11 protein-coding genes are annotated in these 15110 nt (G+C 61.1%); 2 read left to right on the plus strand and 9 right to left on the minus strand.

The window, feature by feature from the left end:
• Positions 1–27: 27 nt before the first annotated feature.
• The 4 genes from HDC30_RS09470 to HDC30_RS09485 form a co-directional block, all read right to left on the minus strand.
• Positions 28–1977, minus strand: a complete 1950-nt coding sequence (locus HDC30_RS09470) for an acetyl/propionyl/methylcrotonyl-CoA carboxylase subunit alpha (RefSeq protein ID WP_183782619.1) — start codon at positions 1975–1977, stop codon at positions 28–30.
• Complete coding sequence (locus HDC30_RS09475) at positions 1977–2792, minus strand: gamma-carboxygeranoyl-CoA hydratase (RefSeq protein ID WP_096795669.1); 816 nt, start codon at positions 2790–2792, stop codon at positions 1977–1979. Before HDC30_RS09475 ends, HDC30_RS09470 begins: the two co-directional genes overlap by 1 nt.
• Positions 2793–2912: 120 nt before the next feature.
• Positions 2913–4520 carry a carboxyl transferase domain-containing protein gene (locus HDC30_RS09480; protein WP_139054542.1) on the minus strand — a complete coding sequence of 536 codons (1608 nt, stop codon included), beginning with the start codon at positions 4518–4520 and terminating at the stop codon, positions 2913–2915.
• A gap of 13 nt (positions 4521–4533) precedes the next feature.
• Complete coding sequence (locus HDC30_RS09485) at positions 4534–5697, minus strand: isovaleryl-CoA dehydrogenase (protein WP_007961115.1); 1164 nt, start codon at positions 5695–5697, stop codon at positions 4534–4536.
• A gap of 359 nt (positions 5698–6056) precedes the next feature.
• Here HDC30_RS09485 and HDC30_RS09490 point away from each other — a divergent pair, with 359 nt between their 5' ends.
• Positions 6057–7754 carry an AMP-binding protein gene (locus HDC30_RS09490; protein WP_096795667.1) on the plus strand — a complete coding sequence of 566 codons (1698 nt, stop codon included), beginning with the start codon at positions 6057–6059 and terminating at the stop codon, positions 7752–7754.
• 668 nt (positions 7755–8422) lie between these two features.
• Here HDC30_RS09490 and HDC30_RS09495 read toward each other — a convergent pair.
• From HDC30_RS09495 to HDC30_RS09505, 3 genes are all read right to left on the minus strand, one after another.
• Positions 8423–9322 carry a hydroxymethylglutaryl-CoA lyase gene (locus HDC30_RS09495; RefSeq protein ID WP_027614624.1) on the minus strand — a complete coding sequence of 300 codons (900 nt, stop codon included), beginning with the start codon at positions 9320–9322 and terminating at the stop codon, positions 8423–8425.
• 148 nt (positions 9323–9470) lie between these two features.
• Entirely contained in the window at positions 9471–9872 is a 402-nt protein-coding gene (locus HDC30_RS09500) for a MerR family DNA-binding transcriptional regulator (RefSeq protein ID WP_027614625.1), read from the minus strand.
• Between the two features lie 197 nt (positions 9873–10069).
• Entirely contained in the window at positions 10070–10999 is a 930-nt protein-coding gene (locus HDC30_RS09505) for a LysR family transcriptional regulator (RefSeq protein WP_183782621.1), read from the minus strand.
• Positions 11000–11156: 157 nt separating this feature from the next.
• Here HDC30_RS09505 and HDC30_RS09510 point away from each other — a divergent pair, with 157 nt between their 5' ends.
• Positions 11157–12386 carry an acyl-CoA dehydrogenase gene (locus tag HDC30_RS09510; RefSeq protein WP_003223710.1) on the plus strand — a complete coding sequence of 410 codons (1230 nt, stop codon included), beginning with the start codon at positions 11157–11159 and terminating at the stop codon, positions 12384–12386.
• A gap of 130 nt (positions 12387–12516) precedes the next feature.
• Here the strand turns inward: HDC30_RS09510 and HDC30_RS09515 are convergent, their stop codons facing one another.
• Both HDC30_RS09515 and xthA read right to left on the minus strand, forming a co-directional pair.
• Complete coding sequence (locus tag HDC30_RS09515) at positions 12517–13851, minus strand: substrate-binding domain-containing protein (protein WP_096795665.1); 1335 nt, start codon at positions 13849–13851, stop codon at positions 12517–12519.
• Between the two features lie 188 nt (positions 13852–14039).
• Complete coding sequence (gene xthA, locus HDC30_RS09520; RefSeq protein ID WP_095138861.1) at positions 14040–14852, minus strand: exodeoxyribonuclease III; 813 nt, start codon at positions 14850–14852, stop codon at positions 14040–14042.
• Between the last annotated feature and the right edge of the window lie 258 nt (positions 14853–15110).

Here is a 15110-nt window from a genome sequence, read left to right on the forward strand (position 1 = left end):
TCGCTCGGCGTAGGATCGATCTCCCATTTACTCGGCTTCCAGTTCCACCAAAGCGCTGCCTTCGCCGACCATTTCGCCTTCCTGGCAATACAGCGCTTTGATCACTCCCGCATGGGGCGCGCGAATGCTGTGCTCCATCTTCATCGCCTCCAGCACCACCAGTTGCGCACCGGCCTCGACCGATTGCCCGGCCTCCACCAACACCCGCACGATGCTGCCGTTCATAGGCGCAGTCAGACCGCCCTGATGGCTGTGGCTGGCGTCGACGGCGCTGATTGGGTCGAACATCTGAATACGCCGCAACTCGCCTTCCCATTGCAGGTACAGCGAATCGCCCTGACGAATGGCACGCAAGTTGCGACGTACGCCATCGTGCTCGACGACCAATGCTTCATCCGACAGTTTGGCGTTGTCGGTGCTGCCCAAGGTCAACGCCCGATCCTGACCTTCGCAGCTCAAGTGCAAGGTGACTTCCGCCGGCAACCCTGCGCGCAACCCGCTGTTCAACGCCCACGGCGAACCCAGGTCATCCGCCCGAACAGCGCCCGGCAGACTCTGCGCGAAAGCCTGTGCTGCGGTCTGCCAGAACTCATCGCTCAGCTCACCCGGAGCGGGCAGCAGCGTTTCCTGATAACGCGGAATAAACCCGGTATCCAGCTCCGCGGCGGCAAACGCGGGATGCGCGATGATCCGCCGCAGGAAGTTGATGTTGGTCTTCAAGCCGCCAATCGCGAACTCATCAAGCATGCTCAACAGCCGTAGGCGCGCCTGCTCGCGATCTTCGCCCCAGGCGATCAGCTTGCCGAGCATCGGGTCATAGAACGGCGAAATTTCATCGTCTTCTGCAACCCCGCTATCCACCCGACGCCCCGGTCCGGCGGCCGATTCACGGTAAAGCTCCAGACGTCCGGTGGCGGGCAGGAAATCATTCGACGGATCTTCGGCATACAGGCGCACTTCAATCGCATGGCCATTGAGCGGCACCTGATCCTGGGTGATCGGCAGCGCTTCACCGCGCGCCACACGAATCTGCCACGCCACCAGATCGAGGCCAGTGATCGCTTCGGTGACCGGGTGCTCGACCTGCAAGCGCGTGTTCATCTCCATGAAGAAGAATTCGCCACGCGCATCGAGCAGAAACTCGACGGTGCCGGCACCGACGTAACCGATCGCCTGCGCCGAACGCACGGCCGCTTCGCCCATGGCGCGGCGCAGTTCCGGGGTCAGGCCCGGGGCCGGGGCTTCTTCGACGACCTTCTGGTGCCGGCGCTGGATCGAGCAATCGCGCTCGTTGAGGTACAGGCAGCTGCCGTGCTGGTCAGCGAACACCTGGATTTCCACGTGACGCGGCTTGAGCAGGTATTTCTCCACCAGCATCCGCGAATCGCCGAACGACGACTGCGCCTCACGCTGCGCCGAGGCCAGCGCTTCGGCCAGTTGGCTGACGTCCTCAACCACTTTCATACCTTTGCCGCCGCCACCGGCCGTGGCCTTGAGCAGCACCGGATAGCCAATGCGTGCGCAGGCATCGCGGAAGGTTTCGAGATCCTGCGCCTCGCCGTGATAGCCCGGCACCAGCGGCACACCGGCGGTTTCCATCAGCGCCTTGGCTGCGGATTTGCTGCCCATCGCGTCGATGGCCGAAGCGGGCGGGCCGAGGAAAATCAGCCCGGCCTGTTCAATGGCACGGGCGAAGCCGGCATTCTCCGACAGGAAACCGTAACCCGGGTGAATCGCCTGCGCGCCGCTGGCCTTGGCCGCTGCGATCAGTTTGTCGATTTGCAGATAGCTGTCGGCGGCTTTGCTGCCCCCGAGATCAACGCGGATATCCGCCTCCCGGCTGTGCCGCGCTTCGCGGTCGGTGGCACTGTGCACGGCGACGGTGGTCAGGCCCAAGGCCTTTGCGGTACGCATGACCCGGCAAGCGATTTCGCCACGGTTAGCCACCAGCAGGGTGGTGAGAACAGGTGCGCTCATCAACGCGGCTCCTTGGTGGTGGTTGCGGTTTGCCAGCTCGGTGCACGTTTTTGCAGGAAGGCGCGCAAGCCTTCCTGGCCTTCAGGGCTGACGCGGATGCGCGCGATGGCGTTTTCGGTGTAGCGGCGCAGCGCCGGGGTCAGCGCGCCGTTACCGACTTCGCGCAACAGATCCTTGCTGGCGCGCATCGCGGCCGGACTGTTGAGCAGCAGATTGTCGATCCATTGCTCGACCGCTTGATCGAGTTCGGCAGCCGGGTAGCTGTCGGACAACAAACCGATTTCTCGCGCACGCTGCCCGCCGAAGCGCTCGGCAGTCAGCGCATAACGACGCGCGGCACGTTCGCCGATGGCCTGCACCACGAACGGACTGATCACCGCCGGCGCCAGGCCGATGCGCACTTCCGACAGACAGAATTGCGCGTCATCGGCGCCGATTGCCATGTCGCAGCAACTGATCAGCCCCAGCGCGCCGCCGAACGCCGCGCCCTGCACCACGGCCACGGTCGGGATTTTCAGCTTGGCGAGGTTGTACATCAGCTCCGCCAGTTCGCGGGCATCGTCCAGGTTGGTGTGGTAATCGAGTTCGGCCGATTGCTGCATCCACGCCAGATCGGCGCCGGCGCTGAAATGCTTGCCACGCCCGCGCACCAACAGGAAACGCAGGCTGGCGTCGCTGGCAACCTTGTCCAGTGCGAGGATCAGTTCGCGGATCATTTCGGCGTTGAACGCGTTGTTCTTTTCCGCACGGTTGAGCCACAGGGTGGCGAAACCCCGTGGATCGTTCTGCAGTTCAAGGGTGTTGAAATCGCTCATATTCATCCGTCTCCACGGTTTCTGTGGGAGCGGGCTTGCTCGCGAAGACGGTCTGTCAGTTGCGGATACGTTGACTGATACACCGCTTTCGCGAGCAAGCTCACTCCCACAAAAAAAGCATCACATCCGGAACACGCCGAAGCGGCTAGGTTCGATAGGCGCGTTTAACGACGCGGACAAGGCCAGGGCCAGCACATCACGGGTCTGCGCCGGGTCGATGACGCCGTCGTCCCATAGGCGTGCGCTGGAGTAGTAGGGGTGACCCTGCTCTTCGTACTGGTCGAGGATCGGCTGTTTGATCTCGGCTTCCTGCGCGGCGCTGAAGGCCTGGCCGCTGCGTTCGGCCTGCTCGCGCTTGACCTGCACCAGCACACCCGCCGCCTGCTCGGCACCCATCACGCCGATGCGCGCATTCGGCCACATCCACAGGAAGCGCGGATCGTAAGCGCGGCCGCACATGCCGTAGTTACCGGCGCCGAAGCTGCCGCCGATGATCACGGTGAATTTCGGCACTTTGGCGCAGGCCACAGCGGTCACCAGTTTGGCGCCGTGTTTGGCGATGCCGCCGGCCTCATATTTCTGGCCGACCATGAAGCCGGTGATGTTCTGCAGGAACAGCAGCGGAATGCCGCGCTGGCAGGCCAGTTCGATGAAGTGCGCGCCTTTTTGCGCGGCTTCGGCGAAGAGGATGCCGTTGTTGGCGAGGATCGCGATCGGGTAGCCATGCAGATGCGCAAAACCGCACACCAGCGTGGTGCCGAACAGCGCCTTGAATTCATCGAACACCGAACCGTCGACCAGCCGCGCAATCACTTCGCGCACATCGAACGGCTGCTTGGCGTCGGCCGACACCACGCCATACAACTCGTCGCTGGCGTACAGCGGCGCAATCGGCGTGCGTTGTTGCACCTCGCCGAGCTTGCGCCAGTTAAGGTTGGCGACGCTGCGGCGGGCGAGGGCGAGGGCGTGTTCGTCGCTCTCGGCGTAATGGTCGGCCACGCCGGAAATCTTGCAGTGCACATCGGCACCGCCGAGGTCTTCAGCGCTGACCACTTCTCCGGTCGCGGCTTTCACTAAAGGTGGGCCGGCGAGGAAGATCGTTGCCTGATTGCGCACCATGATTGCTTCGTCCGCCATCGCCGGCACATAGGCACCGCCCGCGGTGCACGAGCCCATGACCACGGCGATTTGCGGAATGCCCATGGCGCTCATGTTGGCCTGGTTGAAGAAGATCCGGCCAAAGTGCTCGCGATCCGGGAACACTTCGTCCTGACGCGGCAGGTTGGCGCCGCCCGAGTCCACCAGATAGATGCATGGCAGGCGGTTCTGCTGGGCGATGGTCTGCGCGCGCAGGTGTTTTTTCACGGTCAGCGGGTAGTACGAGCCACCTTTCACCGTCGCGTCGTTGGCGACGATCATGCACTCGACGCCTTCGACCCGGCCGATCCCGGCAATCACCCCGGCGGCTGGCACGTCTTCGCCGTACACCGCGTGCGCGGCGAGCTGGCTGATCTCGAGAAACGGCGAGCCCGGATCGAGCAGACGATTGATCCGCTCACGCGGCAGCAATTTACCGCGCGAGGTGTGCCGTTCCTGGGCTTTCGCGCCGCCGCCCTGCGCCACTTGGGCGAGCAGGGTGTGCAGCGCGTCGACCTGTTCAAGCATCGCCGCGCTGTTGGCGGCGAACTCCGCTGAACGGGGATTGAGCTGGGTATGCAGGATAGCCATGTGCAGCTCCGTTTTAGCGGGTTTCGTTGAACAGTTCGCGGCCGATCAGCATGCGCCGGATCTCACTGGTGCCGGCGCCGATTTCGTAGAGCTTGGCATCACGCAGCAGACGCCCGGCCGGGAATTCGTTTATGTAGCCGTTACCGCCGAGAATCTGGATCGCGTCGAGGGCCATTTGCGTGGCGCGCTCGGCGGTGTAGAGGATCACTCCGGCGGCGTCCTTGCGCGTGGTTTCGCCACGCTCGCAGGCCTGGGCCACCGCATACAGGTAGGCGCGGCTGGCGTTGAGCTGGGTGTACATGTCGGCGACTTTGCCCTGGATCAGCTGGAATTCGCCAATGCTCTGGCCGAACTGCTTGCGATCGTGGATGTACGGCACGATCAGGTCCATGCACGACTGCATGATCCCGGTCGGGCCGCCGGACAGCACCACGCGTTCATAATCGAGGCCACTCATCAGCACTTTCACGCCGCCATTGAGCACGCCGAGGATATTTTCTTCTGGCACTTCGACGTCATCGAAGAACAGCTCGCAGGTGTTGGAACCGCGCATGCCGAGCTTGTCGAACTTGTTGCTGCGGCTGAAGCCTTTCCAGTCGCGCTCGACGATGAACGCGGTGATGCCGTGCGGGCCTTTTTCCAGGTCGGTCTTGGCGTAGATCACGTAGGTGTTGGCGTCAGGGCCGTTGGTGATCCAGGTCTTGCTGCCATTGAGCACGAAGCGGTCGCCGCGTTTGTCGGCGCGCAGTTTCATCGAAACCACGTCGGAGCCGGCGTTCGGCTCGCTCATGGCGAGTGCGCCGACGTGTTCGCCGCTGATCAGCTTCGGCAGGTATTTGGATTTCTGTTCGTGGTTACCGTTGCGGTTGATCTGGTTGACGCAGAGATTGGAGTGCGCGCCGTAGGACAGCGCCACGGAAGCCGAGCCGCGGCTGATTTCTTCCATCGCCACCACGTGCGCCAGGTAACCCAGACCCGCACCGCCGTACTCTTCCGGCACGGTGATGCCGAGCAGGCCCATGTCACCGAATTTGCGCCACATGTCGGCCGGGAACAGGTTGTCGCGGTCGATCTGCGCGGCGCGTGGGGCAATCTGATCGGCGACGAAGGACTGAACCTGATCGCGCAGCATGTCGATGGTTTCACCGAGGGCGAAGTTCAGGGATGGGTAGCTCATGGGTCACCTTTTGGCTTTTTTGTAGGGTGGGGAGGGCGGTCGAGCGGCTCTCACCTTTACGTTAACGTAAGCCTGTGACGAATGGCTGTCAATCACCCTTTACGTTAACGTCAACTTGAGCGAGAGTAGGGGCAGTTCAGGATTGAAAGCGGAGTGCTTTTGGTGGGAGCGGGCTTGTGTGGTGAGGGGATTTATCCCCGATGGTTGGCGAAGCCGACCCAAAACCTGTGAATGCGGTTCAACAGGAAAAACTGAGGGTGCGCTTCGCACACCATCGGGGATGAATCCCCTCGCCACAGTTGACTCCCGCCAAGAGCAAAATCCCGGTAAACCCACTAATAAAGACAATAGGGGTAGTCATGGATCAACCCAGTGCAAACCCGCAGCGCAGCTACACCCGTGGCTCACAGGACAAAGCCTTGCTGGCGATGACCATCGGGCAGAAGTTCGATCAGACTGTCGCGCAACACCCGTACGGCGAGGCGCTGGTCGTAAGGCATCAGCAGTTGCGTTATACCTGGCAGCAACTGGCCGATAGCGTCGACCTGCACGCCAGAGCCTTGCTGGCGCTGGGTTTGCAGGCGGGAGATCGGCTCGGCATCTGGGCGCCGAACTGCGCGCAGTGGTGCATCACGCAAATCGCCACGGCGAAGATCGGCGTGATCCTGGTCAACATCAACCCGGCCTACCGCAGCTCCGAACTGGAATACGTGCTCAAGCAGTCCGGTTGCCAGTGGCTGGTGTGCGCCGGCGCTTTCAAGTCCTCCAACTACCACGCCATGCTGCAAGGGCTGGTACCGGAACTCGCCGAGCAATCCATCGGCCATTTGTGCAGCGAACGTCTGGCGGATTTGCGCGGGGTGATCAGCCTCGACGCACAGCCACCGTCGGGCTTCCTGCCGTGGTTGCAACTGGCCGATCTGGCGAGCAGTGTTTCGCCCGAACAACTGCGTGAACGCAGCGACAGCCTGCACTTCGATCAACCGGTGAACATCCAGTACACCTCCGGCACCACCGGTTTCCCCAAGGGCGCGACCCTCAGTCACTACAACATCCTCAACAACGGTTACATGGTCGGCGAAAGCATCGGCCTGACCCCGAGCGACCGCCTGGTGATCCCCGTGCCGCTGTATCACTGCTTCGGCATGGTCATGGGCAACCTCGGCTGCATCACCCACGCCAGCACCATGATTTATCCCAACGACGCGTTCGACCCGTTACTGACCCTGCAAACCGTCGCCGAAGAACAAGCCACCGGCCTCTATGGCGTGCCAACCATGTTCATCGCCATGCTCGATCAGCCGCAGCGGGCCGAGTTCGACCTGTCGACCCTGCGCACCGGGATCATGGCCGGCGCCACTTGCCCGATCGAGGTAATGCGCCGGGTCATCAGCGAGATGCACATGAGCGAAGTGCAGATTGCCTACGGCATGACCGAGACCAGTCCGGTGTCGCTGCAGACCGGACCCAACGATGAACTTGAACTGCGCGTCACCACCGTCGGCCGCACCCAGCCGCAACTGGAAAGCAAAATCATCGACGAGGCGGGCAACCTGGTGCCGCGCGGCACCATCGGTGAGCTGTGCACCCGCGGTTACAGTGTGATGCTCGGTTACTGGAGCAACCCGCAAGCCACGGCCGAAGCCATCGACGAGGCGGGCTGGATGCACACCGGCGATCTGGCGAGCATGAACGATGAGGGTTACGTGAACATCGCCGGGCGCAACAAGGACATGATCATCCGTGGTGGCGAGAACGTTTATCCGCGTGAGCTGGAAGAGTTTTTCTTCACCCACCCGGCGGTGGCGGATGTGCAGGTGATCGGCATTCCGTGCTCGCGTTACGGTGAGGAGATTGTTGCCTGGATCAAGTTCCACCCCGGTCACAATGCCACCGAACAAGAGCTGCAAGCGTGGTGCAAGGAACGCATCGCGCACTTCAAGACGCCGCGTTACTTCAAGTTTGTCGAAGAGTTTCCGATGACGGTAACGGGCAAGATCCAGAAGTTCAGGATGCGGGAAATAAGCATCGAAGAGCTACGCGAAAAGCAAGCCTGACGAAGATCAAATGTGGGAGCGAGCCTGCTCGCGAATGCAGTGTGTCATTCAGCGCAGATGTGTCTGATACACCGCTTTCGCGAGCAGGCTCGCTCCCACAAGGGATGCGCAGTGAAAACAGGAATCACAGAAAGCACAAAAGGGAGCCGAAGCTCCCCTTTAATTTTGTCGTCGCGTGCTCTTTTATTATTATTGAGGGGCGGTCTGTTGTTGTTTTTGGCAACCGTGGCCCTTTACCGCTGTTTTTGGCGACCCCCATCCGGGGTCAAGAGCAAACGTATTTTTTTGAGCGCTGATCTGCTTTCTCGTTAAACGATCCAACCGATTCGGGAGCTACCTGAAGGTAGTTTTATTGTTCTCTGCCCGGTTGCGGGTCATTCCGAGGAATACCCTGAAAAGCACACCTTCTCCAAAAAAATCTGTTAGCTGCGTCTCTGCCGTGTTGTTTTTGTTATGTCAGAGTCGGTACGTCTTATTTTTATTGGTTTGCTGCTTTTTATTCTTGTTATGCCATAGAGATAGCAGAAGCCGTGCCAACTTTTTAAAACCCTTGTAAATCAAAGGTTTGAGATTTTTGAAGGATTTTTCCTTCAGGGCAAACCAGACAATTTGTTTCCGTGTTACTCGACTACGCCCACGTTTCCGACGCAGCGGTAACACCTTCGCCCTCACTGGGCGTTACGGGCCTTGGCCACACGCGAACCGCTCGGGCGACCGAGCACCGCGCTGATCTGCTGACCCGCCGCAATCAAGGCGTCCAGGTCGATACCGGTCTCGATGCCCAGGCCGTTGAGCAGGTACACCACGTCTTCGGTGGCGACGTTACCGCTCGCGCCTTTGGCGTACGGGCAGCCGCCGAGGCCGGCGATAGAGCTGTCGAACACCGCGATGCCTTCCAGCAGGCTGGCATAGATGTTGGCCATCGCCTGGCCGTAGGTGTCGTGGAAGTGCCCGGCGAGTTTTTCCCGTGGCACTTGCGCCGACACCACTTCGAACAGCCGCCGGGTCGCGCCGGCGGTGCCGGTGCCGATGGTGTCGCCGAGGGACACTTCGTAGCAGCCCATCGCATACAACTCGCGGGCGACCATCGCCACTTGTTCCGGTGCGACCTCGCCTTCATAAGGGCAACCGAGCACGCAGGACACGTAACCGCGCACGGTAACGCCGTGCTGTTTCGCGGCCTCCATGATCGGTGCGAAGCGCGCCAGACTTTCGCTGATCGAGCAATTGATGTTGCGCTGCGAGAACGCCTCGGACGCCGCGGCGAACACCGCGACTTCTTTCACACCGGCCGCCAGTGCATCTTCAAAACCGCGCAGGTTCGGCGCCAGTGCGCCGTAGGTCACGCCGGGTTTACGCTGGATCTGCGCAAACACTTCGGCGGATCCGGCCATCTGCGGCACCCATTTCGGCGAGACAAAACTGCCGACTTCGATATAACCAAGGCCGGCGGCGCTCAGGGCGTCGACCAGTTGCACCTTGTCAGCCACGCTGATCGGTTGGGCTTCGTTCTGCAGGCCATCGCGCGGGCCGACTTCGATCAGGCGTACTTGGGAGGGGAGGGACATGGGATTGACCTGCTCATTTTCGGAATTACATGAGGTCCCTGTGGGAGCGGGCTTGCTCGCGAAGGCGGTGTATCAGATACAAAATTTGTCGCCTGACACTCCGCCTTCGCGAGCAAGCCCGCTCCCACAGGGAATGAGTTGTGGCTGATTACTGCGCTATCTGCTGGCTCTTCAGCGTCTGCTCCAACGCCTGCACGCAGCGTTCTTCAGCGGTATCGAGTTCCAGCTTCATCTGTTCGATGTCGAGCAACTGCTGCTCGAGCTGTTCGCGGCGCTCGCCGATTTTTGCCAGCATGCTGTTGAGCTGTTTGGTGTTACCGCTGGACGGGTCATAGAGCTCGATCAGCTCACGGCATTCGGCCAGGGAGAAACCGATGCGCTTGCCGCGCAGGATCAGCTTCAGGCTGACCTTGTCGCGCGGCGAGTAGATGCGTTCCTGGCCACGACGCTCGGGGCTGAGCAGGCCTTGTTCTTCATAAAAGCGGATCGCCCGGGTGGTGATGTCCAGCTCGCGGGCGAGGTCGGAAATGCTGTAGGTCTGGCTGCTCATGAAAGCGCTCGGAAAAAGGTCTTGGCGCTAAGCTAATGGCGAGTTGACGTTTACGTCAAGGTTCAAGATGTATGGTGTGAGGGATGGCCTCTTCGCGAGCAGGCTCGCTCCCACAGTTGATTGCATGTCATCTGAAGAAGCGCGATCGAATGTGGGAGCGAGCCTGCTCGCGAAGAACGATAACGCGGTTGCCAGCCTTACACTTTGTCGAGCTTCTTCTCCTGCGCCGCCACCTGCTGGCACAACTCGATGATCTGCTCGCGCATCCAGCGATTGGCCGGGTCCTGGTCGGTGCTTTCATGCCAATACAGGTGAGTCTCCAGCGGCGGCACGTCGTTGACCGGCAGGTTGAACGCATGCAAGTCATTACGCCGGGCAAAGCGCTCGGGCACCGTCATCACCATGTCGGTCTGCTGCATGACCTGCGACGCCATCAGATAATGCTGCGAGCGCAGGGCGATCTTGCGCTGAATGCCCATTTTGCCCAGCGCCAGATCCACGTAGCCCAGCCCGCTGCGGCGGCTGGAGATATGGATGTGGGTCAGCGACAGATAATCATCCAGCGACAGTTTCTCCTTGCTCGCCAGCGGATGACCCTTGCGCATTGCACAGACGTAGCGGTCTTCCATCAGCTTGACGTGGCGCACCTGCGGGTCGGTGTTGAGCGGCGCATCGACGGCGAAATCCAGACGCCCGGCGGCGAGTTCCTTGGTGGTCTCACGGCGTTTCGACAGAAAGCTTTCGATGATCACCGTCGGCGCCAGTCGCCGCAGGCGCTGGAACAGCGGCGGCAGGATTACCGCCTCAGTCAGGTCGGTCATGCTGATGCGGTAAGTCTTCACCGCCTGCGCCGGGTTGAAGATCCGGCTCTCCTGCACCGACACCCGCAGCAGCGACAGCGCGTTGCGCACCGGGCCGATGATGTTCTGTGCCATCGGCGTCGGCACCATGCCCTGGGCGGTGCGCACGAACAGCGGATCGTTGAAGGTCTCGCGCAACCGCGCCAGCGCGTTGGATACCGCCGGCTGGGTAATCCCGACAATCTGCCCGGCGCGGGTCAGGTTGGCTTCGGTGTAGATCGCGTCGAAGACGATGAAAAGGTTGAGGTCGACCTTACTCAGATTCATAACGCGGCTTCTCTTGTTCTAGGGGCTGACGATCAGCGGATCATATATCGGTGATGAATGTTTATACACGCCGAGAATAGGCTAGGTAAATTATCCGCGCTGTTCTAGCATCGATTGCATGATCTGAACAACCTCTGCCTAAAGAAGGTAATTGCTCATGGATTTCGCTTATTCGCCCAAGGTGCAAGAACTGCGTGAGCGCGTGACCGCGTTCATGGACACTTACGTTTACCCGGCCGAAGCCGTGTTCGAACGCCAGGTTGCCGAGGGTGATCGCTGGCAGCCGACCGCGATCATGGAAGAGCTCAAAGCCAAGGCCAAGGCTGAAGGGCTGTGGAATCTGTTCCTGCCTGAGTCGGAACTCGGCGCTGGCCTGACCAACCTTGAATACGCACCGCTGGCAGAAATCATGGGCCGCTCGCTGCTGGGGCCGGAACCGTTCAACTGCTCGGCGCCGGACACCGGCAACATGGAAGTGCTGGTGCGCTACGCCAACGAAGAGCAGAAACAGCGCTGGCTCGAACCGTTGCTGCGCGGCGAGATCCGCTCGGCGTTCGCCATGACCGAGCCGGACGTGGCCTCGTCCGACGCCACCAACATGGCCGCCCGCGCCGTGCGTGATGGCGACGAGTGGGTGATCAACGGCAAGAAATGGTGGACTTCCGGCGCCTGCGATCCGCGCTGCAAGATCCTGATCTTCATGGGCCTGAGCAACCCCGACGCACCGCGCCATGCGCAGCACTCGATGATCCTCGTGCCGGTCGATACCCCCGGGGTGAAAATCGTCCGTCCGCTGCCGGTGTTCGGCTACGACGATGCACCGCACGGCCACGCCGAAGTGTTGTTCGACAACGTGCGCGTGCCGTACGAAAACGTCTTGCTCGGTGAGGGCCGCGGCTTCGAGATCGCTCAGGGTCGCCTCGGCCCAGGGCGGATTCACCACTGCATGCGCTCGATCGGCATGGCTGAACGTGCGCTGGAATTGATGTGTAAACGCTCGGTGAGCCGCACCGCGTTCGGCAAGCCATTGGCGCGTCTGGGCGGTAACGTCGACAAGATCGCTGACTCGCGGATGGAAATCGACATGGCGCGCCTGCTGACCCTGAAAGCGGCGTACATGATGGACACCGTCGGCAACAAAGTGGCGAAGAGCGAGATCGCGCAGATCAAGGTTGTCGCGCCGAACGTGGCGCTGCGGGTGATCGACCGGGCGATCCAGATCCACGGCGGGGCCGGGGTTTCCAACGATTTCCCGCTGGCCTATATGTACGCCATGCAGCGCACCCTGCGCCTGGCCGACGGCCCGGACGAAGTGCACCGCGCGGCGATCGGCAAGTTCGAGATCGGCAAGTATGTGCCGAAGGAAATGCTGCGCAGCGGTCATTAAGACCGCGTCGCCGGCTTCGCGAGCAGGCTCGCTCCCACATTAGACCGCATACCAAATGGAAGAATGCGATCACTGTGGGAGCGAGCCTGCTCGCGAAGGGGCCTGCCCATTCAGTCCATCAACATCGGATTCAATACACCCAAACCTCAACCCGCCGATTCTTGATCCTGCCTTCATCCGCACTGTTCGCCGCCACCGGCATCAACGCGCCAAACCCGCGCACTTCGCGCATCACCACGCCGTTCTTCACCAATTCACGGCGCACCGCCATCGCCCGCAGCTTTGACAGCAGGTCGGCGCGGGCCGGATCGTCTTTCTCGTCGCCAAACCCCACCAGCGTCACCGCGCGCTCGGTCTTGTCGTGGCGCTGTATATAGTCGAGCACCCGCGCCAGATCCTGCCGCGCCTTGTTGTCGAGGCTGGCGCTGCCTTCCTCGAAACGGAAATTCACCGTCAGACGCTGGGCATGGCGGCTGAGGGATTGATAACCCTCGGGCATCAGCGCATTCGGTGTCACGGTCATCGCGTGCACGGTCTGGCTGATGAAGCCGTTGGCCGCGACAATCTTCTGGCCCTGTGGGCTTTGCGCAAACGCCACCAGTGCCGATGCCCACGGATTCTGGTTGCCCGGCGGCAGATAAAAGAACAGGCGCCGCGACAGCGGATAGTCCTCAGTGGCAATCAGGCTGTTGAGCGGCAACATCGATTGCGATGCGCCGTCGGCAATCGCCACGGCTTTGGCCTGACGCACATACGGCAGACCGATGAAACCGATACCCTGCGGATCACTGCTCACCGCGTCGGACAATTGCTCGCTGGATTCGAAGCGTTTCGCACTGGAACTCAGACTTTTCCCACGCCGACCCAGCACCAGTTCCTTGAACGTGTCGTAAGTGCCGGACTGATCATCCCGCGCATATAAATGAATCGCGCCGCCGCGACCGCCGAGGTCTTCCCAGGTTTTCACCTCACCGCTGAAGATCCGCGCCAGTTGCTCGGTGTCCAGTTGCTGCAGTGGGTTGCCGGGGTGAAGGATGATCGCCAGACCGTCGATGGCAATCACCTGCTCGGCGGCGGCGCTTTTCAGATCGCCGAGCGCTTGCAGGCTGAGCAGTTCGCTGTCCTTGATCGGTCGGGAGGAGGCGGCGAGGTCGGCACTGGCGCTTTTCAGCGCGGTGAACCCGGTGCTGGAACCGTGGGCGGCGACTTCAATCACCACCCGTTTGCCTTGGGCAGTCTGGCCGACGATGTGTTGTTCGTTGGCGGCGTCGGGGTTCTCGCGGTGAATTTTCAGCAGGCCCTGGTCCTGCAGAAAGCCTTCAACCAACGCCGGGCCAAGGTCGGCGCCAATGGTGTTGGAACCCTGAATGCGCAACGCCGGGCCGTTTTCAGGGATGGGCAGGGTGGCGGCACTGACCGTCAGCCATGCACTCGACAGAAAAGCGAACAGAACACGCAGGGTCATGCCGGCACCGAATCAAGCCAAGGGGATTGCCGGGGAGATTAAGTCAGGCGCATGACCAAAACATGACAGTGATCCAATGTAGGAGTGAGCCTGCTCGCGATGGCGGAGTATCAGCCAATAAACACATCGACTGATCCACCGTCATCGCGAGCAGGCTCACTCCTACAAGGTTCTCTTAAAGCTTGAGATCAGGCCAGTTCAAGCCAGATCGGCGCATGATCCGACGGTTTTTCCATGCCGCGCAGTTCATAGTCCACGCCCGCATCCTTGACCCGCGGCAGCAAGCCGTGGGAGGCGAGGATCACGTCGATGCGCAGGCCACGTTTCGGTTCGTCTTCAAAACCACGGCTGCGATAGTCGAACCAGCTGAACATGTCGGTCACGTCCGGGTTCAAGTGGCGATAGCTGTCGGTCAGGCCCCAGTTTTTCAGGCGGGCCATCCACTCGCGCTCTTCCGGCAGGAAGCTGCATTTGCCGGTTTTCAACCAGCGCTTCATGTTGTCCGGGCCGATGCCGATGTCGCAGTCCTCCGGGGAAATGTTCACATCGCCCATCACCACCAGCGGCTGCTCGTTGTGGAACTGGCTTTCCAGCAGGGTTTGCAGGTCGCTGTAGAAGCGTTGCTTGGCCGGGAATTTGGTCGGGTGGTCGCGGCTTTCGCCCTGCGGGAAGTAGCCGTTCATGATGGTCACCGGCACGCCATTGGCGTCGGCGAAAGTGCCCCAGATAAAGCGGCGCTGTGCGTCTTCTTCATCGCTGGCGAAGCCTTTGTGGATCGCAATCGGTTCTTTGCGCGAAAGCAGGGCGACGCCGTAATGGCCTTTCTGACCGTGGAAATAAACGTGGTAGCCCAGCGCACGCACTTCTTCCAGCGGGAACTGGTCGTCGTGGACCTTGGTTTCCTGCAGGCCGATCACGTCCGGCTGATGCTTTTCGATCAGCGCTGCCAGCTGATGCGGACGGGCGCGCAGTCCGTTGATGTTGAAGGAAACAATCTTCATGGTCGGCAGTCCTGGCAAAAGGGCGATGCTAGCTGACATGTGGGATGGGGGCCAGTGTGGGGTGGGAGAAATCATTTTCATCTGTGGGATGTGGGTTGCCCGAGCTGACGCCATCGCGAGCAGGCTCGCTCCTACAATTGGAATGCGTACCCCCTGTAGGAGTGAGCCTGCTCGCGATGGCGGCCGCCCAGTCGATGAAGATCCCGAGTTGGTCTATACCTGTGGGGAACTGCGCCACCGGCAAAAGGTTCGTACCAT

The sequence above is a fragment of the Pseudomonas sp. JAI115 genome, assembly GCF_014200835.1.
Taxonomy (GTDB): Bacteria; Pseudomonadota; Gammaproteobacteria; order Pseudomonadales; family Pseudomonadaceae; genus Aquipseudomonas; species Aquipseudomonas putida_A.

What these genes read in the sequence shown, in the direction of transcription:
- HDC30_RS09470 (WP_183782619.1), bottom strand. Translation starts at nt 1,977, where the DNA reads ATGAGCGCACCTGTTCTCACCACCCTGCTGGTGGCTAACCGTGGCGAA.
- HDC30_RS09475 (WP_096795669.1), bottom strand. Translation starts at nt 2,792, where the DNA reads ATGAGCGATTTCAACACCCTTGAACTGCAGAACGATCCACGGGGTTTC.
- HDC30_RS09480 (WP_139054542.1), bottom strand. Translation starts at nt 4,520, where the DNA reads ATGGCTATCCTGCATACCCAGCTCAATCCCCGTTCAGCGGAGTTCGCC.
- HDC30_RS09485 (WP_007961115.1), bottom strand. Translation starts at nt 5,697, where the DNA reads ATGAGCTACCCATCCCTGAACTTCGCCCTCGGTGAAACCATCGACATG.
- HDC30_RS09490 (WP_096795667.1), top strand. Translation starts at nt 6,057, where the DNA reads ATGGATCAACCCAGTGCAAACCCGCAGCGCAGCTACACCCGTGGCTCA.
- HDC30_RS09495 (WP_027614624.1), bottom strand. Translation starts at nt 9,322, where the DNA reads ATGTCCCTCCCCTCCCAAGTACGCCTGATCGAAGTCGGCCCGCGCGAT.
- HDC30_RS09500 (WP_027614625.1), bottom strand. Translation starts at nt 9,872, where the DNA reads ATGAGCAGCCAGACCTACAGCATTTCCGACCTCGCCCGCGAGCTGGAC.
- HDC30_RS09505 (WP_183782621.1), bottom strand. Translation starts at nt 10,999, where the DNA reads ATGAATCTGAGTAAGGTCGACCTCAACCTTTTCATCGTCTTCGACGCG.
- HDC30_RS09510 (WP_003223710.1), top strand. Translation starts at nt 11,157, where the DNA reads ATGGATTTCGCTTATTCGCCCAAGGTGCAAGAACTGCGTGAGCGCGTG.
- HDC30_RS09515 (WP_096795665.1), bottom strand. Translation starts at nt 13,851, where the DNA reads ATGACCCTGCGTGTTCTGTTCGCTTTTCTGTCGAGTGCATGGCTGACG.
- xthA (WP_095138861.1), bottom strand. Translation starts at nt 14,852, where the DNA reads ATGAAGATTGTTTCCTTCAACATCAACGGACTGCGCGCCCGTCCGCAT.